Source organism: Spirosoma fluminis, from assembly GCF_054778895.1.
In genome coordinates, this window is record NZ_BAAGZD010000041.1 from 1 (window position 1) to 22911 (window position 22911).

The 22911-nt window shown below is 52.2% G+C and carries 20 protein-coding genes; 10 read left to right on the top strand and 10 right to left on the bottom strand.

From position 1 onward, the window contains the following. Positions 1-131: 131 nt before the first annotated feature. Both ACYVBJ_RS21855 and ACYVBJ_RS21860 read right to left on the bottom strand, forming a co-directional pair. Positions 132-365 carry a hypothetical protein gene (locus tag ACYVBJ_RS21855; protein WP_460984427.1) on the bottom strand — a complete coding sequence of 78 codons (234 nt, stop codon included), beginning with the start codon at positions 363-365 and terminating at the stop codon, positions 132-134. 199 nt (positions 366-564) lie between these two features. Next, on the bottom strand, positions 565-993 hold the full coding sequence (locus tag ACYVBJ_RS21860; protein ID WP_460984428.1) for a hypothetical protein: 429 nt from the start codon (positions 991-993) through the stop codon (positions 565-567). A gap of 245 nt (positions 994-1238) precedes the next feature. Here ACYVBJ_RS21860 and ACYVBJ_RS21865 point away from each other — a divergent pair, with 245 nt between their 5' ends. Further along, on the top strand, positions 1239-1514 hold the full coding sequence (locus ACYVBJ_RS21865) for a hypothetical protein (protein WP_460984429.1): 276 nt from the start codon (positions 1239-1241) through the stop codon (positions 1512-1514). 278 nt (positions 1515-1792) lie between these two features. On the opposite strand, the gene ACYVBJ_RS21870 is transcribed toward ACYVBJ_RS21865, so the two are convergent. The 3 genes from ACYVBJ_RS21870 to ACYVBJ_RS21880 all read right to left on the bottom strand — a co-directional run bounded on the left by ACYVBJ_RS21870 (position 1793) and on the right by ACYVBJ_RS21880 (position 4844). After that, on the bottom strand, positions 1793-2827 hold the full coding sequence (locus tag ACYVBJ_RS21870) for a nucleoside hydrolase (protein ID WP_460984430.1): 1035 nt from the start codon (positions 2825-2827) through the stop codon (positions 1793-1795). Between the two features lie 370 nt (positions 2828-3197). After that, the gene (locus ACYVBJ_RS21875) at positions 3198-4385 is read right to left on the bottom strand and encodes a DUF6371 domain-containing protein (protein ID WP_460984431.1); all 1188 of its coding nucleotides are present in this window, start codon (positions 4383-4385) and stop codon (positions 3198-3200) included. Positions 4386-4442: 57 nt separating this feature from the next. Next, positions 4443-4844, bottom strand: a complete 402-nt coding sequence (locus tag ACYVBJ_RS21880; protein WP_460984432.1) for a GlcG/HbpS family heme-binding protein — start codon at positions 4842-4844, stop codon at positions 4443-4445. Between the two features lie 1138 nt (positions 4845-5982). Between ACYVBJ_RS21880 and ACYVBJ_RS21885 the strand changes: the two genes are divergently transcribed. Together ACYVBJ_RS21885 and ACYVBJ_RS21890 are read left to right on the top strand one after the other, a co-directional pair. Continuing rightward, a complete protein-coding gene (locus ACYVBJ_RS21885; protein ID WP_460984433.1) occupies positions 5983-7089 on the top strand; it encodes a T9SS type A sorting domain-containing protein in 1107 nt (368 codons plus the stop codon). An 869-nt stretch (positions 7090-7958) separates the two neighbouring features. Then, entirely contained in the window at positions 7959-10913 is a 2955-nt protein-coding gene (locus ACYVBJ_RS21890) for a glycosyltransferase family 117 protein (protein WP_460984434.1), read from the top strand. Between the two features lie 526 nt (positions 10914-11439). Here ACYVBJ_RS21890 and ACYVBJ_RS21895 read toward each other — a convergent pair. After that, positions 11440-13719: a TonB-dependent receptor gene (locus ACYVBJ_RS21895; protein WP_460984435.1), complete on the bottom strand. Its 2280-nt coding sequence runs from the start codon at positions 13717-13719 to the stop codon at positions 11440-11442. A gap of 306 nt (positions 13720-14025) precedes the next feature. On the opposite strand from ACYVBJ_RS21895, the gene ACYVBJ_RS21900 reads away from it, so the two are divergent. The 7 genes from ACYVBJ_RS21900 (at position 14026) to ACYVBJ_RS21930 (ending at position 18537) form a co-directional block, all read left to right on the top strand. After that, the gene (locus ACYVBJ_RS21900; protein WP_460984436.1) at positions 14026-14997 is read left to right on the top strand and encodes a quinone oxidoreductase family protein; all 972 of its coding nucleotides are present in this window, start codon (positions 14026-14028) and stop codon (positions 14995-14997) included. 9 nt (positions 14998-15006) lie between these two features. Next, the gene (locus ACYVBJ_RS21905; RefSeq protein WP_460984437.1) at positions 15007-15363 is read left to right on the top strand and encodes a Spx/MgsR family RNA polymerase-binding regulatory protein; all 357 of its coding nucleotides are present in this window, start codon (positions 15007-15009) and stop codon (positions 15361-15363) included. 31 nt (positions 15364-15394) lie between these two features. Further along, positions 15395-15481: a twin-arginine translocation signal domain-containing protein gene (locus ACYVBJ_RS21910; RefSeq protein WP_460985259.1), complete on the top strand. Its 87-nt coding sequence runs from the start codon at positions 15395-15397 to the stop codon at positions 15479-15481. Then, positions 15469-15708 carry a hypothetical protein gene (locus ACYVBJ_RS21915; protein WP_460984438.1) on the top strand — a complete coding sequence of 80 codons (240 nt, stop codon included), beginning with the start codon at positions 15469-15471 and terminating at the stop codon, positions 15706-15708. The genes ACYVBJ_RS21910 and ACYVBJ_RS21915 overlap by 13 nt, the downstream gene beginning before the upstream one ends. Positions 15709-15763: 55 nt before the next feature. Continuing rightward, positions 15764-16669, top strand: coding sequence for a Nif3-like dinuclear metal center hexameric protein (locus tag ACYVBJ_RS21920; RefSeq protein WP_460984439.1), 906 nt, complete (start codon positions 15764-15766; stop codon positions 16667-16669). Between the two features lie 254 nt (positions 16670-16923). Further along, positions 16924-17844, top strand: a complete 921-nt coding sequence (locus ACYVBJ_RS21925) for an EamA family transporter (RefSeq protein WP_460984440.1) — start codon at positions 16924-16926, stop codon at positions 17842-17844. Positions 17845-17928: 84 nt separating this feature from the next. Next, entirely contained in the window at positions 17929-18537 is a 609-nt protein-coding gene (locus tag ACYVBJ_RS21930) for a DJ-1/PfpI family protein (protein WP_460984441.1), read from the top strand. A 28-nt stretch (positions 18538-18565) separates the two neighbouring features. On the opposite strand, the gene ACYVBJ_RS21935 is transcribed toward ACYVBJ_RS21930, so the two are convergent. The 4 genes from ACYVBJ_RS21935 to ACYVBJ_RS21950 form a co-directional block, all read right to left on the bottom strand. After that, positions 18566-19585: a patatin-like phospholipase family protein gene (locus ACYVBJ_RS21935; protein ID WP_460984442.1), complete on the bottom strand. Its 1020-nt coding sequence runs from the start codon at positions 19583-19585 to the stop codon at positions 18566-18568. An 11-nt stretch (positions 19586-19596) separates the two neighbouring features. After that, complete coding sequence (locus tag ACYVBJ_RS21940; RefSeq protein WP_460984443.1) at positions 19597-20106, bottom strand: hypothetical protein; 510 nt, start codon at positions 20104-20106, stop codon at positions 19597-19599. 100 nt (positions 20107-20206) lie between these two features. Then, the gene (locus ACYVBJ_RS21945; protein WP_460984444.1) at positions 20207-20971 is read right to left on the bottom strand and encodes an SDR family NAD(P)-dependent oxidoreductase; all 765 of its coding nucleotides are present in this window, start codon (positions 20969-20971) and stop codon (positions 20207-20209) included. A gap of 80 nt (positions 20972-21051) precedes the next feature. Next, complete coding sequence (locus tag ACYVBJ_RS21950; RefSeq protein WP_460984445.1) at positions 21052-22758, bottom strand: IlvD/Edd family dehydratase; 1707 nt, start codon at positions 22756-22758, stop codon at positions 21052-21054. Positions 22759-22911: the final 153 nt, after the last annotated feature.

Genomic DNA, 22911 nt, shown 5'->3' on the forward strand with positions numbered 1-22911 from the left:
AGCGCGAAAACAATCTGCGCTTCGGTGAATTTGGTCTTCTTCATAAGCGATTATTGGTTGTTAAAGTACCGAAAAATCGCCCGATCTCTCTACTTTAGGTTGGTCCAGTTTACTGGGAGGAGGTCATTAACTTAAGTATATTTCTCTACTAAACCAGATAATGTTCTTAATCTTTTGAAATAATTCTCCCAGGCTTTGTTAGCTCCAACTAAGGCATCTGTTGGATTTGCATCATCAGCATAAAGCCACACCGTCGTTATTTCCCCTTTATCATTCCGTTCGATTCCTTCGGAAGTACACCAGGTTATCTCAAGTAGTTTCTTTTCTGTCAGATTCTCATAGCTGGTATATATAGGCAGGTTCATCTTTTTGAACTTATCCTGATACGTATAGTCGTTAAAGCCGATTGGTAAATACTCCCGGTTGAATGCGTCCCCGAAAACATCCCATTGTTGATATTGCTTTCCGTTGAAACGTCAATCGGGATAATATAGCCCGACCACTGACGTTGATTCCGCAAAAGAGACAAACTCAAGATACAATTTTGATTTACAGCAACTTAATTTAATTAGTATCTTTTATACCCGTCAGCAACTCACCCAGGTTGATGTAACACTGACGCCAAGCCTGCTCAACCGATTGATTCCAGTCGCCACCTAACCCTTGCTCAATTGTCCACAGCAATGTCCGCCCTAAGGCCAGAATCTGCTGTGGCGTGAGCGCGTCCGGTAGGTAATGTGTCACCAACGCTATTAACGAGCTATTTATGCTCTGAGGCTGGTCCAGACGGGCAATAATTCGGCTGAATTCAAGAATCAGCGTAGATGCTTCCGCCTGCGGCTGGCCTTGAGCGATGAGTTTCCAAGCGGGTGCTTCCATCTGTAAACGGGCCAGGAATACGCTACTCAGCAGAATAGGGTCAATGGGCCGCAACATTCGCCAGGTTCGTTGTACGATATGAATTTGCTCGTCGGTCATATCAAGGTTAGTCAATAGTAAGTCAAGTTGGGCCCGTCGGTATTTAATGCCAAGTTTTTTTCCTTCACCTGCGTTAATTCAGGGTTGATGCGTTGGCCTGGGTGGATAAGTCATCAATCAGCTCTGGTAAATGGTGTAACGACTTAACCGGAGTAACCTACCATTTAACAACTTCCACTGACCATCCGATTCCGAAAAGTTGCTCCTGGTCGCTTTTTTAGATCCGTCTACTTCCTGAGCCCACAAATCGACCTGACGTCATGAACGCCATTCTAATTGAAGATGAGAAATTGGTTGCCCGCGAATTTACCCGTAAACTAGGTCAAGTAAACGTCGGCATTCACCTGATCGAAACGCTATTCAGCGTCAGAACGGCTCTGCATTGGTTTGATCAGCACGCCGAAACCGACCCGGTGATTTCTGTTCGCAACGGTATCCGTTCGCGTAACTGTCAACGTCTCTCCCCAAGCAGCATTGACCGTTTCAGGTCCTCTATCTTTTACCACTACTCCCGTTACGCTGAGCACTACGTCTAGTCCCGGCTAGAGCTACAGCTTTAGTTCGGGCGCTACTCAGCAGGGAACGGGAAACACGGCTACCGTAACAGCTCCAGGGGGTTATTCCGTGGCGGTAACCAACGTAAATGGCTGCACGGCCATCGTTTCGACCACTGTACTGGGTGGAAACAACCCCACTGCCGGTCCTTTTTTAGTGCCTTCTGATATTCCTTATGAGCTTAAGCCGTGTTTCGAAGAATGGCCTGGAGAGAAAGTTCGCAGAGTCTACTTGATTCGCCAGCAGGGCACAATTCACCTCAAGGACTCATGAGTTCGAGCTTGGCGAAAAAATCATCCAACATCAGATGCGTATCCAACTGAGTATAAACCCGAATGGGCCGCCCCTTGTGGTTGGTGGCATATACTCCGCTCGAATTAATGCGAGGAGCCTGCCGAACAACGTATTGGCTCGATGATGGGTCCGGTTCGAAAGACGACTGCAAGGCCGTGAGCAATACCAGCGGGCTGTCGCCCAGGATGTAGGTTTCACCGATGTTGATGAACCGCTGGATGCGCGCCATCAGGGTTTCGAGCGTCCCGCTTAGGTACGCTCCGGTTTTGCCCCGCGGCTTCACCTTTGTGAGCAACTGCGCGTACGATAACAGGCACTGCCGGTACACATTGCGGGGCACCTGCCAAAGCGGTAACGCTGACCGATTGAAGACGGCACGGGCAGCTGCCTGGTCAATGTTGAGGTTGTATTCCACTTCCGAGTAGCCCGGTGGCGGGGTAGCCAGCTCAGCGTATTCGGGACCCCCGATCCATATCAAGGTGAGTTTGTCGGCAATTTTTGGATTGGTCAGCACGGCCGACGCTATTTCGGTCAGTCCAGCTCCGCACACTACGTACAGGGGCAATCTGGTGTCAGTACGCAGGGCCTCGCGGACGATGAGATTGACAGCTTCGTTTTTGACGGGTGTGCTGTCGTTGACCATTGCTGTATTTGACCCCGCCAGAACGGGGATGGTACTGCCCACGTTCATAACCTGCATTAACTCCCGTGCTTTTTTAGCGGCATTGTCGGCCTGTGTTTTCGAGTTATCAAACCCATCACTGGCGTTCAGGTGCGACCCGATGATGGCCCGTACTTCGACTGAAGGCGACAACAGCAGGTGAGCCAACTGAAACAGCCCGTCGGGATCACCGCTGAAATCGTTATCGACGATAACGCGCATTCGGGGCGCTACCGTGGACAGTCCCCCGGTCTGACCAAAGATGTCGAACGGTATGAACAGGCAGAGTAAAAAGGCCAGCCCATAGTACAGGTGCTGGTGTCTGATTTGTCGGAACATTAGCTAAGTACGTTTGTGAATTGAGGTGTAAACTACGGGGAATGTCCCGCTTTTTATTCATAATCGACTTCGTATAGCCTGGTTATGCATCTCGGAGCGACCAGATAGCGCGAGCAACCTTATCTTGATAGAGGTGTTTCTGGAAGTCAACAAACAGGATGTAAATGGCTGCTAAACTGCCAGGCTTTACGGCGGCATCCTGCACTGAATGGCAGTTCCGGCAAAGCCGGTAGTTTTCGGATCGAGTTCATGAACTGCGCATCCTGTGTACTTATCGAACTCAAATTCGATACGTTCCCGTAGAATTAGGAAGGTGCGTCTCCATACTAAGGCGATTCGACGCCTTACTAGCCTCAGCAATACGAACTGTCTATTCTGTCCACTGCTCCAGCAGGAAGTCCGCTAAATCCAGTCCAGCCGCTTTTTCCTCCAATGTCGCGTTATCTTCCAGGTACGTCGAAACGGTTATCGTAAACCCCTGCCCGATCAGGTCCCCGGCTACGCGATTCCAGCGCTCGAACGCGCTTCCGTCTTTCGACAGATCCGGAAACAGTTCGATCCGGCGATCCCGGACGGGGGCTAGTCGTTCCGCATTGAGGTAAGACAGCGCTCCAACCGCCAGCCACACAAAATCAGGAAAATAGGGCGTGCTGATCACCGCCGTTTTTGGCGCTTCAACGATAGCCACCGGCTTGTCGGCGGGTGTGGTTGCCAATTGCGGTAAGCCAAACAGGCAGGGCGACTTCTGTACGTCGTTCCGCTCATCGAGGTAAGTCGTCAGCCAGTCTGGATACGGTTGCTGCTGTTGGTCGCAACGGCGGGCGTAGGCTGAATGGACCCAGGTGGTTCGGCTGCGTTTTTCGCCATCCCTGACCACGTATTTAACCGTATGGAACGTATCGTCGAATAGCTTGATCTGTCCGCCCCGTACCCGCTGCTGCTCGTCGATATACCAGAACACACAGGCTCCCGGCCACCGGCCCGACGTACCGATAGTAAACCGGCTCAGCAGCTCGTCGGCAACCGGTGTACCGAAATGCCGACGTAACAAACGGGCGAACTGGTTACGTTCGTACTGACGTAACGACTGCTGAACTACCTCCTGAGGGATGGTGCAGATTGGGCTCTGACTGGGTTTGAGCGGAGTTACCGCCGATTCGGCGGCCGGACTGTCGAACAGAAAATTGGTTACGTAGTCGGCCTGCTCAAGTGTAGCGCCTTCTTTCTGGATCAACCACGTAATGACACTTTGTTTCGATTCGCCTTTATACTTCTGCCTGGCGGCTGATTTAAACCAGCTTTTCGGCATGGAGCCCAGCCGGGTGCGGGCTTTCACCTCGTCGTGATAAGACAACCCGGCTGGTCCTTTCTGATACGGATTGAGGTGGTAGCCACAATTACTTTCCCGGTCGCAGCGGCCGTATATGTCGGGCAAGGGTTCGCCCGTTCTGGTGTCGATATACCGGCTCAACGTCCTGCGATGCTTCGGCCCGCAGTTCGGGCAATCGCCTTTGATGGCTTTTTTAGGCAGTTGATACCGAAATGTCAATGCAGGCATGAGATAAAAATAAGAACGGGCCTGATTCGTACCTGTAGAAGCATTCCTGACCTGGCCCTACATCAGCGCATCGACTCCCGCCTGGGCTACTGCGTTATCGTTTTCCACAGTACTGCCTGAGACGCCGATAGCGCCGATGATTTCACCCTGTGCGTTTTTGATGGGAATACCACCGGGGAAGCTGATCAACCCTCCGTTCGAGTGTTCGATGTTGAATAGTGTCCCTCCCGGCTGAGACAGTTTACCGATTTCCCCGGTGGGCATGTCAAAATAGCGGGCGGTACGGGCCTTGCGCATGGCAATATCGACCGAGCCAAGCCACGCTCCATCCATGCGCACAAAGGCGGTCAGGTTCGCACCGGCATCGACAATGGCGATGTTCATTAACGTGCCGATCTCGACGGCTTTCTGTTTGGCGGCTTCGATTGCCTGCTGGGCCTGCTGAAGGGTAATAGACATTGCTGATAAATCAAGTAGTTGAGCCCGTAGAACACGCCTGCGCGTCGTAATGTTAGGAAGCGGTTCAAGATTTATAAAAAGAGATGAACTGGTAGCGCTTCTGTCATCCTGAGGAACGACAGAACTTACGCAAGCTAAACTTCTAGACAGCCCCGTAAATCACTCCGAGTATAAGCTTGACGGGCGCACCTTTGCTAGTGGGTATGATATAAAGCATGAGGAAAGCCTGGTCGCTACGCAACTGGGCTTTTTTATATCCTCCGTTCTCCAACTCAGCCTATATATTCTGCCGGTTACTTACAGACTACAGCGCAGGTAGAGTAGCTTTACAGAGAATTTAACATCTTCATTTTCAATTTAACATCTAACCCATGAAGCACCTATTTACTTTTATCTTACTACTTTCTGCTTCGCTCAGCCTACAGGCGCAGGTTGTTTTTGACGGCTCGCCTGGAACAAATGCCCCTCCAGCGTCTTTAGGTGGTTATCCTATGACCTCCGTTATCGATTCAAGAGCCAATGGGAGTAGCGTTTCTTCCATACCCAGCCCCCTTACCGGTTCGATAGGACTGAGTCCTGCCCAAGTAATTTATACGCCACAGCCAGCAGCTGATGCGAGTATAGATTTCATCTGAGGGAATGGTTACACAGGAGAATCTATTTTAATTATAATACTACTATTACATTAGCTTTACCGGCAGACACTAAAGCCTTTTATTTCTATGTTTTAAATAATTCTGGTTCTCAGACCTATACCATAACGGCCAATACTCAAAACAACTCTGCCACTTCTGGCCCCATTCCCGTTAAATCGCTGGGAGCTAATGCCAACGCTCAATACTTTGGTTTTTACGTCACTCAGCCGGGGTTAACTATTGAGACAATTACGATTACAGGAGAAGCAGCTAGTAATGGTATTGTTATAGGTCAATTTGGTATCTTTCAAGGCCAATGCACTCCTCCCCCTACACCCACTCTGACTGCTTCCAACAACGGGATACTTACCTGCATCCGAACCAGCGTTCAACTCACCGCAGGCGGAGGAGAAACGGGTGCAACGTACCAGTTTAGCAACGGACCTCAACCTGGTGGGCCTACCAGTAGAACCATCACTGCTTCTCAGTCCGGGCCTTACAGCGTGACGGTAACGAATCCAGGTGGCTGCTTTGCTACTGCTACGACGGAGGTAACCAGCAACACCGCAGCTCCTGAGAACATCACGCTAGCCAGTAGCGGCACGTTGACCTGCGTTCAAACTAGTGTGAGTCTGACAGCGGGCAGCAGTAGCACTGGGATAGCGTATGGCATTACCGGGCCAGAAGGCTTTAGCGCCAGTGGACCGATGGCGACTGTCGATACGCCCGGCACGTACACCGTTACGGCAACAGGCACCAACGGCTGTACGGCTACAGCTACGACGGAGGTGACGGGCAACACCGTACCCCCAAGCGTTACGCTGACCAACTCGGGTCCCTTGTCCTTTACCAACACCAGCGTAACACTGACCGCAACAGCTACCCCAAGCGGTAGCTACAACTATAGCTTTAGCCCAAACGCTGCTCAACAAGGCAGCAGCAACAAGGCTCAGGTCACCACAGCAGGGGTGTACTCAGTGACGGTGACCCGCCAAGACAACAGCTGTTCGGCCACGGCCTCTACCACCGTGCTGGGGGGCAACAACCCCACCGTTTGCCGGGGTGGAACGGCGGTGATCAACGTAACGGTCGAAGGCGACCCAGTCAAGTATGAGTGGTACAAGAACAGCCTAACTAACCCCAAGATCATGGAGACGCCCCAGCTCTTCAGAGGCACGGCTACGTCGAGCTTAACCCTGATCAACGCCCAGAGTAATACACAAGGTAACTTCTATCTGAAAGTCACTGATCGCTCGGGCACAGTCAGGGTCTACGGTCCCTACCGGCTGACAGTGGACGCGAGTTGCCGGGCTCGTGAGATAGCTAGTCTGGAAACACCGTTGCAGGTGGAACTAGCGCCTAACCCTATCCAGCAGGATCGACTGCGGGCTGTAGTACGTGGCGCACAGGGACGTTCGTTGCGGGTGGAGCTACTTGACCTGAGCGGTAAACCGATCCGTCAGCAGCACTGGCAGCAGGCCGACTCACAACACCTAATTGATTGGGACATGCAGGGGCAAGCCAGCGGTATGTATCTCTTGCAGGTGGTCAGTGAAGCAGGTAACGGTATTTCCGCCCAACGGCAGAGTCTGAAGGTAGTTAAGCCGTAAATAAATTAGTTAGAGATATATAATAAAGGAGCCCGGACTTAACCGTTCGGGCTTTCTTTTTCGACTAGATCACAGAGTGAATCCATTCACCCATTAATTGAAAAAATTAACCTTATTGGTTGTGAAGCGAAGCCCGAAAGCCGTGTAAATAACAAGGGCTGAGGTTTCATAAACAGCTTCCAAACGCTCATGATGGTATAAACCTGTTCTGTAGTCATGTATCCAGTCAACAAGCGCATAACAATAACCAACGAAGCAGATAAAAGCGATTAGCCCCAAAAGGAATAGTAATACTGGAGATTTCATGATTCTATTCTTCAACTGCTTAGAAATACTCCAATCAATCCGGAAAGGTTTATAAGTAGCTAGTTTCAACGGAAAGCTGACTTCGATCGTCGATCGAAGTCAGCTTTCCAATTTCTATCAACGCTATACGCGACTACACCCAATAATGCAGCTAAGTTAGGATTGCTTAGAACGGTTGCATGCATTGGGTTCGATAAGGAATCCAGCCTGACCACTTTATTTTTGAAGCGGGTCGCATTGAAATTCACGAAGGGCCGGCGATTCATCTGCTGGAAGCGGCCCGGAAGGTAAGAGCGGTGCTCAGTGACCCCCAAATTCGTGACCCCACTTTTTGAAAATGAGGGCACGAATGACCCGTTTTGACTCTATACTGAACAGGGACAAACGATTAAGCATTCATTTTAAAACCGCACCTGCCTATTCCAGAGTAAGTCGGTTGTACTGTGTCCGGATTAGACCTTAACAAACTTTAACAGCCTGCTCCCACCCGGTACGGGCTTTATTTTGCTAAATTTGGGCAGTGTTTACACAAAAAGTAGCTTTCGTTTAACTGTTTTATCTGTATGCAATCATTCCGACGCCTGAACACCATCACGGGCTGGGTTACGTTTGTCGTCGCGCTGTTCACCTACGCGATGACGGTCGAACGTACGGCCAGTTTCTGGGATTGTGGCGAGTTCATTGCGTGTTCGTTTAAACTTCAGGTGCCCCACCCACCCGGTGCGCCCTTCTTCCTGCTGCTGGGCCGGCTTTTTTCCATGCTGTCGTTTGGCGATCTGACCAGCGTAGCCTACTGGGTAAACATGGCCTCGGTGCTGGCCAGCGCCTTCACCATCCTGTTCCTGTTCTGGACCATCACCATGCTGGCGCAGAAGCTGCTGAACAAAGCCGAGCAGGATTACTCTACCGCCGATACGTTGCTCGTTATCGGTACCGGGCTGGTCGGTGCGCTCGCCTATACGTTCTCCGATACGTTCTGGTTTTCGGCCGTCGAAGCCGAAGTGTACGGCATGTCGTCGTTCTTTACTGCCATCGTCGTATGGGCGGCTTTCCGTTGGGAACGTATCAACGACGAAGCAGCGGCCAATCGCTGGCTGATCTTTATCGCTTACCTGACGGGGCTGTCGATCGGCGTTCACTTGCTGAACCTGGTTACGCTGCCAGCGTTAGCCTTGATCTATTACTTCAAGAAAACAGCTAAACCGACCTTCTGGGGCGGTGCTGCAGCTTTTGGGGTCGGTCTGGTTATTCTCGGCATCATCAACTCGGGCATTATTCCCGGCCTGCCGGGTATGGCCTTCGTGGTGGAGCGGTTCTTTGTGAACACGCTTGGGCTGCCCTTCAACTCAGGCATGATTTTCTTCGTGGTTGTGTTCCTGGGCTCTATTATTTACGGCATTATCTGGTCGGTCCGGAAGCAGCGGGCCGTCCTGAACACCTCCCTGCTCGCGCTGGCGTTCGTTTTGATTGGCTACGCGTCTTATATGCAGGTGCTGGTACGGGCCGATTTCAATCCGCCAATTAACGAAAACGACCCCAGCGATGCGCTGAACTTCCTGTCGTACCTGCGTCGGGAGCAGTATGGGAGCCGTTCGCTGCTCTACGGCCCCGTCTTTACGTCCCGGCCCGTCGATCAGAAGCGCGGTGCCCCCATGTGGAAGAAAGAAGGCAACAAATACGTTATCTTCGATTATCAGCCCGAATACATCTATTCACCGGGCGACGAGATGCTCTTTCCGCGCGTCTACAGCAGTCAGCAGAATCACCCGCAGTTGTACCGCCAGATGCTGGGCCTGGCCGAAGGGCAGAAACCCACGATGGGCGATAACCTGAAGTTCATGTTCAGCTACCAGCTGGGGCATATGTGGTGGCGCTATTTCATGTGGAATTTCGCGGGTCGGGAGAGCGACGAAGAAGGGGCTGGTTATCTGCTGCCCTGGTCGTCAGATCAGAACGTACCAGATTTGCTGAAGGCCAATAAAGCCCGCGACAACTTCTATATGCTGCCGTTCATTCTGGGCTTGTTCGGTATCGTCTTCCAGTATTACCGGGGCCGTCGCGATTTTCTGATTGTTGGGCTCCTCTTCCTGTTCACGGGTATCGCGTTGCAGGTGTTCCTGAACTCCCCCCCTTCTGAACCGCGCGAACGGGATTATATCTACGTTGGTTCGTTCTATTTCTTCGCGATCTGGCTCGGGCTGGGCGCTATGGCAATCGCCGAAGGGTTACGCAATACACTCAAATCAGATACGACCCGTAACGGCCTGGTGGTCGGTCTGTCGTTGCTGGTACCCGTTATGATGGGGGCTAAAAGCTGGGACAATCACAACCGGGACAACCGCTTTCAGTCGGTCGACTTTGCCAAGAATCTATTGAATTCCTGCGCGCCGAACGCGGTTCTGTTTACCGGTGGTGATAACGATACGTTCCCACTCTGGTACGTTCAGGAGGTCGAAGGATTCCGGCGCGACGTGCGGGTGTGTAACCTCAGCTTGCTGGGTACCGAATGGTATATTCAGCAAATGAAGCGCAAGACGTACGAGTCTGAAGCGCTGCCGATCTCGCTGGAGATGGAAAATTTCAACAAGGGCAAGAACGACATAGTGCCTTTTTACGAAGTAGGGGGCGTAAAGGACGGTATTGACCTGAAACAGTACATCAGCCTGATCAAGTCCAGCAGCCCCGCCGTTCAGGTACCGCTCACCAACGGCGACATGACGAGTGTGCTTCCGTCGTCGGTGCTGTTCCTGCCCATCGACAAGGGCGCTATCGATAAGGCGAAGTTTGTACCGGCCATGTTACGTCCGCTGATGAAGGATACGCTGCAATGGACGATCGGCAAGAAAGACCTGTATAAGCCTGACCTGATCATGCTCGACATCATCGCGACCAACAACTGGCAGCGTCCGATCTATTTCTCGAGCACCCTCGCCAGCGACAATTACCTGAATCTGAAAAACTACATGCAGTTGGAAGGCTACGCGTATCGGCTGATGCCGGTAGCGGTGCCGGGTGCTACCGACGGGTACGTCAATTCAGATATCATGTACACCAACATGACCAAGAAAACCTTCTGGCGTCAATTCGACAACCCAGACGTGTACTACGACGAAACCTATAAAGGACCGCCGGTCATCTCAGCCCGTATTGCCTTCTTCCGTCTAGCCGATCAGTTCATCCGCGAAGGCAACATGGCTAAAGCCCGCGACGTACTGAACTACTCGCTGAAAGTGATACCCGACAAGAGCATTCCGTTCGACCAGATTTCGTCGAACTACGTACGCTTCCTGTTCGAGGTTGGCGATGCGAAGAAAGCCCTCGAAATTGCGGACACTATGGCCAGCCGGGCCGACCAGAACCTGAGCTACGCTAAGAGTGGCCAGGGACGCTTTGGCAATCCGGATGCTGACCTGTATATCCTGCAAACCATCGTAGAAGCCTGTAAGGAAGCCAAACAAACGGCAGCCGCCAGCAAATACGAGGCTATCTTTCAGAAGCACATCAACGCCTTTAGCTAGTCTCACCTGAGACGGTTCTACCCAAAGCCCGGCCACACCGGGCTTTGGGCGTTTTATACGCCTTGCCGTATGCCGTAGCGCTTTCCCCCCATAAACGTGATTGTCAGCGGCACTCCTAGTAAGTATAAATGGTACAAAAACAGCCTCACTACGCCTAAGCTTATGGAGATGCCACCGTTCTCCCGGAGTACGGCTACATCGGGTCTGATTTTGATCAATGCGCAGAGCGATAGCCAAGATAATTTTTTATCTGAAGCTCACCGAGTAATCAGGCAGCGTCACCCTCTATGGTCCTTACCGACTCACAGTGATATGATTTTCTCGATCTGACCCAGTGCGCGTTTTCTGCTTGTGAAGTACGCCTTCGTCAAACTTCGGTATTAATGCCGAACAGGCGAAATTCAGGGCGTAATGAGCGGATAAATCAAGTGGTTATATTCTGGTTCGACCTACTGGTCTATTACAAACAGGCCATAACGATAGGCTGGTTACCAGACGCCTTGGCACTATTCGCCGGACTGTTAACCTACCAGAACAGCGTATAACTCAGGCGAGCAAAAAATGGCGTTCCAGGCGTAAAGTGAATTTCGTTAACGGGAGTTGCTTCGCCCTGCAATCGGCTTTCCGTAGCAAACTGAGTTTCTTTCCAACGGGTGTTCAGCAGATTCTGAACCGACAATCCAAAGGCGTGGCTCCGGCGCGTGTAGTTCAGTTGCAAATCGGTCACGAAATAGCCCCTGGCCACGATAGAATTATCTTCGTTGGCAGGTCGGTTGGCCATGTATCGATAACGTAGCGAACCGCTTATGCCCGAACGGGTTTGCAGCGACAGCCCACCGGTAGATGTAAAGACAGGAGCCAGCGGCAGAAAGCGCTGCCCAGCTTCGGCACCAACAGCCCGTGGTCGGGCGGTGTTCAGGTCGAGGTCGGCGTAGAGATGCCGGGTGAGTTGATACCGCGCCGATACGTCAATGCCTGTTCGACGTGACCGGCCACTGGGTTCCACAACTCCTTCGTCACCTACGTACACAAACTCCTGCGCCAGCCATAAGTACCAGGCGGCCGCATTTATCAACAGTTTAGGAGTTGGCTTAACAATAATGCCCAGGTCGGAACCATAGGCACCCGGCAAAATCTCCCGGCCATTCTGCGGCACCACGACCCGCGTATCGTTCGAGTGAAAGCCCCGCCCTGTGTTCAGGTATAGTTGCAGACTCGGATTAGCAGTATAATACAGGTTCAGTTTAGGCGACAGAATGCCTTGTGTTGCTGACCGGGTAATTGCGGGAGCTACCAACAAATCCTCGTACTGACTGCGAAAAAAATCGTAACGTAGTCCCGCATTGAGCGTAAATCGGTCGGATAGCTGGATTACTTCATCAACGTAGAGAGCCGCATTGATTTCATTAATATTGCCATACTGCACCCGATTCAGCGTTTCAATCCGATTTTTAGTGTACGACAGTTCAGAACCGCGGGTGATGTCCTGCCGATATTGCGCTCCGAACGTAGTGGTCCACTGGCTGCGACCGATCTGCGACGGTATGGCGTAGCTCCCGTTGTAGCCGAACAGATTGCGTCGTTCGCGCTGCCGGATCTGATCGCCATTGATTGAATCACGAAGAAAGAACGTGAAGTTCGAATACAGTTCAAAGTTGTAGTTGCTGTAGAATAACTGATTTTTAATGATGTGATTGTTAGGTGTCACGGTGACCAATTGCGCGTTCAGATTGGTACGACTGGTTTCACCACCCTCGGTCGGATCGATAGAGCCGAACCAGCCGATTGAACCTGATTCGACCGCTCGGTCGGGTATCTGCCCCGAGTGGTTCCATTTGCTCCAGAAGGTTGATGCCGTTAAGGTTAAGTTTGTATTTGAAGACAGATGGCTGTGGTATTTCCCCAATACGTTGAACCGCTTGAAGTGCTGCGGGTTATCAAAATACGAATCGCTGTATGAATACTCTGAAGCGATGTAGGCCGACTGGCTGCGGTTACGGGCGGTAGTATCCCGGTTGAACAGGCCATTGGGGCCCAGCAGATTTAATCCCGTTACGGCCCGGATGGTATTGTACTGACCCACTTCTACTTTGGCAAACGACCGGTCAATGGCCGCCCGCGTGCGGAAATTCGCCCAGCCAGCCGTGGCAAAATTGCCCTTGTCGGTCCGGTACGGTCCTTTGCTGAAATCAACGCCTTCGACCAGTTCGGGAATGACAAAATGCAGATCGGCATACCCCTGGCCGTGGGCGTGCGAGACCATATTGACCGGCATATCGTCCACCGTCAGCCGAATGTCAGTGCCATGATCGAGATCGAAGCCCCGCAGAAAAATCTGTTCTGCCTTGCCGCCACCCGCGTGCTGACCAATAAACAGGCCCGGCACCAGCCGCAGAATCTCCTGCGAATTGGTAACCGGACGTAACCGAATATCCAGGTTGCTGATTAACTGCTGATCATGGGCTTTCAGCGCGGAGACGGTCACGGAATTCAGCGTAACTGGGGCGGTTCGCAGCCGGGTTTGGGTGTGCGTTGTCTGGTCGTCAGTGATCGTTATGTCCTGCACGAAAGGCGCGTATCCGACATGCGAAAATTCAACTTTATAGGGCGAGGCCACCAGTCCATCGAAGCGGTACCGGCCCAGTTCATCGGTTAATGCAGCCTTCCCGACCCCAACCAACTGCACGGTGACCCCGCGCAGCGGAAGGCGCGTATCTGCGTCGATCACCGAACCGGTGAGCGTACCTAAATGGGCATAAACAACCTGAGAGAAGAACAGAAAAAGAAGTACTAGTCGTAAACGCATACACACGCGGGAAGAAGTAGACAAGCCTGGCAGGATGGGTTCAAAAAAACCGTTAGCCTGCGGCTTCCGCAAAGTTAGGAATAGCGCCAACAGGGTCAAAATTAATAACGCATAGGGTCCTGATCGGCTATTTACTTCACTGCCACACGAGCCAGGCGGTTAAACTGGCGTTTTACAACTGTTGCCGAAGGATTATCAGCAGACGATTCGTGACTTTTTGGCGCATACGTAAACTCACCCGCAAAATCCGGTGTTGGCGGTAATAAATTACAACCACGTTAGAACATTCTTACCACCAGGCAGACTATGAAAGCCGCTGTATTACACCAATTAGGTACCCTCCCCGTATACGAAGACTTCGCGGATCCAACTCCGCAAAACGCTGACCAGTTAGTCATGAACGTAAAGGCCGCGTCCATTAAAAATCTGGATAAAGCACGGGCCAGTGGCAAGCACTACGCCAGTTACTCTTCCCTACCGGCAGTTGTAGGCTTCGACGGAGTGGGCATACTGGACGATGGAACCCGGGTTTATGCGCAGGGATTAACCGGAACGATTGCCGAAAAAGCGGTAATCGCCGGTAAGGGCTATGTTAAACTGCCCGATACGCTTGACGACGTAACGGCTGCGGCCCTGCCGAATGCGGTTATGGGCGCAGCACTGGCCCTTCGTTTCCGGGCTAATATACAAGCCAATGCGGTTGTGCTGATCAACGGAGCGACGGGCGTTACCGGCATGGTAGCCGTTCAACTGGCTAAACACTACGGCGCGTCGAAAGTAATCGCCACGGGTCGAAATCAGGAGTCGCTGGAAAAGCTGAAAACGCTGGGTGCCGATGAAATTATCTCGCTCCACCAGGACGATGACGCCTTTAGCGGGCAACTTAGAGCGATCCACGCCGATACACCAATCGACATTGTCATCGACTACCTGTGGGGGCACCCTATTACGTTAATCATCAATACGCTGAAAGAGGGAAGCCCCAACACAGTTGCGCACCCCATTCGGATTGTTGCCGTGGGCAGCATGGCGGGTGAACACATCGACGTAGCGTCGGGCACCTTACGCAGTTCCGCCATTGAGTTGCTGGGGTCTGGTCTGGGCAGTATTTCTAAGCAGCAAATGCACGAATACACGACCGACATGCTTCCCGAAATGTTTCAGCTTGCCGCCGACGGTAAGCTCGTAATTGATACCGAACTAACTACCTTGTCGGCTATCGAAACGGCCTGGCAGCAGGCCGTTGCTCCCGGTAAACGACTGGTTGTTTCCATTTAACTGCAGGAGATGTATACGTTATACGCAATTCCAAACTGTGATACCGTCAAAAAAGCGCGCACCTGGTTAGCCGAGCACGGTATTACGTATCAATTTCACGATTACAAAAAGCAAGGCGTCGACCGCACCATCATTGAACGCTGGTTAACGCAGAAAAGCTGGGATGAATTCGTGAATAAAGCCGGACTGACCTGGAAGAAACTGCCTGACTCGGAAAAACCATCCGATACCGAAGCCGCCATTACGTTTATGATCGACAAGCCCTCGGCCATCCGCCGACCGCTGATCGAGCACAACGGACGGATTATTGCGTTAGGATTTAATCCCGACGAATACAGCCGCATTTTCGGGCTACAACCGGTTTAGCTCTTTCTGCTTATCTATTCTTTAAGCCCGCATGTTTACCCGAAGAAATTTCCTGTCGAGCCTATCAGCGGCTCCGGCCTTAGCAGCCCTTACAAACTCAACCAGTTGTCTGAAGTAAAAATCACTCCAATTGAAGGTGGCACTAACATTTTCAATGCGCAACTATCGCCAGCAGTCGACGTACGAAAACTGGGTGAAGTGTTCTGGAAAAAATATAATATCGGCCTACCGTCCGCTAAAGCCGACGGCTACATGAAGCTACTGGTGAATGACAGTTTGCTGAACCGGACAAACGATCAATTACTGACCGCTTTTGAGGATGCGTTCAGTTTTGCCAAAAAGTAAAGGATGGCCTGTAAGCGCTTTCGCTCATACAGGCTGATAAAACCCACTAACGATTATGCACAACGCCCAGGGAAGACGACAATTCTTAGCCAATCTGACCCAGGTTCTGGGTACGTCCATGCTTATCAATACGCCCCTGTTAGGTTCAGCCTACGGGACTGCCGTTAAAGCCTCAATGACCGTTGGTCAGGTGATGGACCTGATTTTGAAAACCATTCCGGGCGCGCCCTTTCCCAAGACGGTTGATACGTTGAAGTCGGGGAGCCGATCGCAGCCGGTGACCGGCATTGTATCGACCATGTTTGCCACGGCCGACGTGATCGAAAAAGCCGCGGCTGCCGGTGCCAACTTCATCATCGCCCACGAGCCTACCTTTTACAATCACCTCGACGAAACCGACTGGCTGAGCGATGATGAAGTTTTGCGGCACAAGCAGGAGTTACTGAAAAAACACGGCATTGCGGTCTGGCGGTTTCACGACTACTGGCACTCGCACCGTCCCGACGGCATCTGGACCGGTATGCTGTCGCAACTGGGCTGGGACAAATTCACCAACGCCGATACATCGCACCTGCTGACGATGCCCGCAACGCCCCTTCATCAGCTCATCGGCCACGTGAAGGAGAAGTTAGCCATTAAAACGGTACGTCTGGTTGGCGATCGGAACCAGGTCTGTCAGCGCGTTCTCCTGTTGCCGGGCGCATCGGGTGGCCGCAATCAGATAACGGCGATCTCGAAGGCAAAACCCGATGTTGTTTTCTGCGGAGAATCCAGTGAGTGGGAAACCCCCGAATACATCCGCGACGCCCGCAGCCGGGGGCAAAAGATTTCTCTGGTGATCCTGGGCCACATTATGAGCGAAGCCGCCGGTATGGAATGGCTCGTGACCTGGCTAAAACCTCAGGTACCGGGCATCAAGGTCACCTATATCCCGTCCGGCAATCCGTTTACGTACGAGTGAGCGTAAGCCATTAGTAGTTGCGATGTGTGTTTACACAGTTGAAGCTTTTCAGAATTAGTATAGCCTGTTTTTGCCGGACTGACAAAAATTCGCAAATCAACTTCTGAATTACTTTATCTCTTTGCCCAAAACTTACATTAATTATATTTTCTTTACGTTTACTAGCAACAATCTTAGAAAAATTAAATTTTTGGCACGTAACGGATAGAAAGTAAAGATGTCGTTGTTACAGGTTGAATCGACGTCCTTGTTGTATGCAAGCCATTAGTTCACCCGCCACAATCGCCCCCAATCGCGTAACCCTTTGGTCAGCGCTGCTTTCTGTCTATGTTCTGTGGGGATCTACGTACCTGTTTATTCACTTCATGACCGAACGGATGCCGCCGTTGTACATGGCTTCTGTTCGGTACTTAATTGCGGGCGGGCTGTTGTACGGCTATGCTCGCTTTACCGGTACGCCCCCTCCTACCCGTGCGGAATGGCGTTCGGCTGGTATCATCGGCGTTTTACTTCTGACCATTTCAAACGGTTGTCTAACCCTTGGGCTTCAGTATATTCCAACGGGAATGGCGGCTTTGCTGGGCGGCATGTTACCCGTTTTTCTCTTAACGCTTAACTGGGTATCATTCGGTCGGCAACGGCCAACCAACCTGGCACTGGCAGGTCTGGCAGTGGGTTTGATCGGTATCTATTTTTTAATAAAACCGGATAAGATGCAAAGCACGGGCGGTGTCCACGCCAATCTGATCGGGTCGAGCCTAGTTGTATTCGGCAACTTCGCCTGGGCAATTGGTACGTTACTGGCTCCCCGTGTGTCACTACCTGCAGCCAATATTTCCAGCGGTATTCAGATGATCGTAGGTGGTATGGTCTTGTTTATCATCAGCCTGATCATGGAGCCGGTTACACCCCTGAGCATTTTTGATGCACCAGCCAAAGCCGTTGGATCGGTGTTTTACCTCGTCGTTTTTGGCAGCATCATCGGCTTTTCGTCCTACGCCTGGCTCGCCCGGAATGCGTCGCCCCAGTTGCTTTCCACGTACGCGTTTGTTAACCCCGTGGTGGCTATGCTGCTGGGCGTTACGTTCGCCGGGGAAATCTTTTCCAGTCAGTCGCTAGTGGGTGCCGTTATTGCCCTGGTCGGCGTCGTGCTTATTACGTTAGGCAGAAAATAAGGATCGTTGTTATCAACTCGCTTTGCTCTTTCGAAGCTGCCGATCGGCAGACGGAAAACGAAGCGGAGCTAGCCATCACCCTCTATGCGTACCGTTGCCATTCTCCTGTTCAATGAAATTGAAGTTCTCGACTTTGCCGGGCCGTTTGAAGTCTTTGGCGTCGCAGGCCGACAAACGGGCAATCAACCGCCTTTTCAGGTGTTTACCGTGGCCGAGCGCGGACCCGTCTATGCGCGAAATGGGCTATGCATAACGCCAACGTATCTGCTCAACGATCACCCTAAAGCCGATGTACTGGTCATTCCGGGCGGAGGGGGTTATCATCCAGATGGCACGCCCTACGGCTCCCGGCGCGAAATGGATAACCCGGCTATTCTGAACTGGGTCCGGCGAACAGCGGAAAGTGCCGAGCTGGTCTTGTCGGTGTGTACCGGCGCGTTGATCTTAGCAAAAGCAGGCTTGCTGGATGGTCTGTCCGCCACAACTCATTTCCTGGCAGCTGACAGCCTGCAACAGATGTCGCCGTCGACTATGGTTAAGCCCGCCGAACGGTTTGTCGACAACGGCAGGGTTATCACCTCAGCGGGGATTTCGGCCGGTATTGACATGGCCTTGTACGTAGTTGGGAAGCTGCTTGGCAAAGAAGTCGCCGACGAAACAGCCCGGTACATGCAGTATGATTACTGGACGTAAGGGTTAAGCCGTTCCATACCGATCGGCCTTATACGATCGGCGAGGGTAGGCTGGTAAAGACCTTTGTTGCCTCCTGAACACCCTTCTGAAACATCTGCCGCATAGCCGTTGGATCAAACGTCAGACCACCCGGCCCTCCTTCGGTAAGTTTAGCGGCTGGACGAACCTCAACAATTTTAGTAATCGCCGTTCCGGCGGCTGGACTACTGCCCGACGCAAAAGCGGAGTCGATAGTTGCCTGCGCGACTCCCTGTGTCCGCAGTTGCGCTTTTACGGTCTGTATATACGTATTGGTCTGCTGAATGAGCGTAGCCAGCCGATAATCGTTGTCACCCACATCCTCGGAAAACAGATCAATTGTTCGCTCCAGCATAGCGGTGGCTGTTCGCAGCATTTGGTTGTCTTCGGGAGTTTTGGCCGGACTATTCGTAATGGCGATGATGATTTCGGCTCCGTTATCGATAGCCGCCTGCAAGGGTGTAAGTTCCCGAATGCCTCCATCCGCATACTGCCGTACCGGTACGGTGCCGGGTCTCCACTCGACAGGCTGCATGAATACCGGTTGACACGACGATGCCAGCATGGCCCTGCGTAGGTCAGTAGCTGTTTGAATTAGGTTGACATCATACGCTGCATTTCCGGATGCGGGCTGCATCCCAAAATAAACCAATCGCTCCGTTTGCAGACAGACCGTCGCCAGAAATACGGGTTTACCCGAAGTCTTAAGCCGGTTGAAGCGAGCGTCGGTCAGATTGGTTTCGATCAGGCGTTTCAGAGGGGTTGCGTCGTGCAGCGATACACCAGTAATCAGGTTTCCGATACCGCCCATATTGAGTACGTCAGCCTGGCGGGTAGTGGTGTAAATCTGTTCGAGAAGAGCCATTTCGCCCAGAGCCGCCAACGGCACAATTAACGAACCGGTACTCGTACCACAATAGACATCGAAGCGGTCGATGGGTTGAACATGCTGATGAATAAACGACAGAGCGCCAACCGCAAAGGCACCTTTCGAGCCTCCTCCACTGATAACTAAGGCAGTTTTAGCCATGACAATCGGGTTTATAAGGGTGGAGGAGTTTTCTTGACCAGATTATACCCGATACTTACCTGGAACCAGGTTGCCGAATGCGCCAGATCGCGGTGCAGCCTGAGCGAAACGGTAGCTAAATCCGAACTACCAATCCCGATACCACCGCCCAGTAGTTGTCGGCCTTTTGTCAGCTCAGGAGCCGTCGCCCATAAGAACTCAGCGAGTATATGCAGATTAAAGGAACTGGCCGACAGGATAGGTTTCCCCGCCAACACCTTGAGCGCTACGCGCGGCCCTGCCAGGACACCCACATGTGTAGCGGGATAAAAGCCGCCCAGAACTGCCCCCAGCTGAAGTCTTCCCGGTACCAGCGTCACTTGCGGAACCGCCTGAAGTGTCAGCAGATAAAGCGGTGTACCAGCGGGTTGATTGAAGCCCTGTCCTATTTCAATGGGTAACGAGAATCCTTTGGGGAATTCCTGTGCCACCGCAGCACGATGCAGTATTCCCAGAATCAATAGCAGTACTACTCGTTGCATGGCTGTTTGTTAAATTCAACTAAAGTTCTGGCACAAACACCTCACTAACAAGCGTATAACTACTTGATGTACACCGTATTTATCTGCAAATTAAAGCTATTTACAGCGGTGGAATACCCACGCTCGTCCAGCCTCCATCAACAATCAGGCTTTGACCGGTGATGTGACGCGACTGGGGCGATAGCAGAAACAAGGCAGCATTGGCGATGTCGTCAACGGTAGCGGGGCGACCCATGGGCGTGATGCGCGACCAGATTGGGATGTACGACGGATCATCTAAGGTCCGTTCGGTTAGCGTTGCGCCGGGAGCAATGGCGTTCACGGTAATGCCGATGGGTGAAAAATCAATAACCAACTGTCTGGCCAGCATTTCCAGACCCGCTTTCGTCAGGCTGTAGACCGGTAAACCGGGATGCGCCTGATGGCCCACAACCGATGACATAAACAACACACTACCGCCCCGCCCCTGCTCCCGCATCTGAAGAGCGGCTGTCTGCGCCAGAAAAAAGCTGCCCCGTAGGTTCAGGTTGACAATTTTCTCGAATGCCTCGGGGGTTGTTGTGAAAATGTCGCCGAAGATGGTGATGCCGGCGTTGGCAATCGCCAGATCCAGCGAGCCAAACTCGCGGACAGCCGTCTGCACCATCTGCTGTATAAACGGTACGTCCGACGCATCACCGGGGAATGCCTGGCAATTGCCTCCCTCCTGCCGGATCTCATCAACGGCTTTGTGCGCTAATGCATCGTCGAAGTCATTCAGTAAAACGTTAGCGCCTTGTTTAGCGAGTGCTTTGGCAATAGCGAAACCGATACCAACTCCCGCTCCCGTAATAATAGCGGTCTGATTAGTAAATTGTTGATTCATGGAAAAGTCATTCCCGGCTCATATTCTGTTCCGGTAATGCCTACATTAATTCGGAGATTACCGGAACAGAATACAGAACATTAATGCGAATCGCGCTTTACTTCGCTGCCGGAAGCACCCCGCAGGAAATCAAAATCGGCCCCTTCGTGTGCCTGGGTAACGTGGCGAATGTACAGGTTGACGTAGCCCCGTTCATAACCCAGGTCAAGCGGTTTAAAATGAACCAGTCGACTAGCCAGTTCCTGATCAGAAACGTGTAGATGCAGGCTGCGATTTTCAACATCCAACGTAATCAGATCGCCGTTCTGGACCAGGGCCAGATTTCCTCCTACAGCCGCTTCGGGTGATACGTGCAAAACAACCGTTCCGAAGCCCGTACCGCTCATCCGTCCATCTGAGATGCGTACCATGTCGTGTACACCCAACGCCAGAACCTTGGCAGGCAACTGCATATTGCCTACTTCCGGCATACCCGGGTATCCTTTAGGACCTACGTTTTTCAGAACCAGCACGCAGCTTGGGTCAACGTCGAGGTCTGGATCGTCGATGCGGGCTTTGTAGTCGTCAATATTTTCAAATACCACCGCACGTCCGGTATGTTGCATCAGGGCAGGTGTTGCGGCCGATGGCTTCAACACAGCCCCGTTCGGACACAGGTTTCCCCGCAATACGGCTACACCAGACTCGGGCTTGAACGGGTTATCGACCGACGCAATCACGGCCGGATCGTAGCATTGGGCTTCTGCGCAGTTTTCACCGATTGATTGTCCGTTTACAGTTATCGCGTCGTTGTGCAGGTACTGGCGCAGTTCACGAATAATGGCCGGTAAGCCACCCGCATAGAACAGATCTTCAACGAAGTGTTCACCCGAGGGCTGCAAATTCGCGAGCAGCGGGATTTTGGCCGAAATCCGATCAAAATCATCCAGCGACAGGTCAACGCCAACCCGTCCGGCAATGGCCGTCAGGTGCAGGATAAAGTTCGTTGAACCGCCCAGTGCTGCGTTCACTATGATTGCATTTTCGAAGGCCTCCCGAGTCAGAATCTTCGATGGAGTAATGCCTTCTCTTGCCAGCTCTACGGCCCGCATACCCGTTAAATGAGCCAGTACTTTCCGACGTGAATCAGCCGCTGGGATAGTCGCGTTGTCGGGCAGGGCCAAACCGAGCGATTCAACCATAGCCGCCATCGTCGAGGCCGTGCCCATCACGGCGCAGTGCCCCTGACTCCGGGCCATACTGGCTTCGGCCGCGATAAACTCGGCCTGGCTCATTTCACCCATTTTGTAGGATTCCGCAAAGCGCCACAGATCGCTCGTTCCAATCTTACGACCCTGAAAACGGCCGGCCAGCATCGGCCCTCCCGATACGACCATCGTCGGCAGGTCAACGCTACAGGCACCCATCACCAGGGAAGGCGTTGTTTTATCGCAGCCGCACATCAGAATAACGGCATCCAGCGAGTTACCGCGAATACTTTCTTCGACATCCATGCTGGCCAGATTTCGGAACAGCATGGCAGTCGGTTTAATCTGACATTCACCGAGCGACATCACCGGGAATTCGAGCGGGAAGCCACCGGCCTCCCACACGCCCCGCTTAATGGCTTCGGCCAGTTCGCGGAAGTGCGCGTTACAGGGAGTAAGCTCCGACCAGGTGTTGCAGATACCGATAACCGGTTTGCCTTCGAATTCGTGATGCGGGAAGCCCTGGTTTTTCATCCAGGCCCGATATATAAAGCCGTCTTTACCGGTGCGGCCAAACCAATCTTGAGAACGTAAGGGCATTTTATAAACGTTGGCAATTGCCAATAAAAGGGGTAAACGTAACGAGAAAAGGCGGTTTCAGTGGCAATCTACCGCTGAAACCGCCTGTATAAATAGACTCTTTGCACCAACAATTTCAGAATACTAAACTTGACAAACAACTGCGACCTGCGC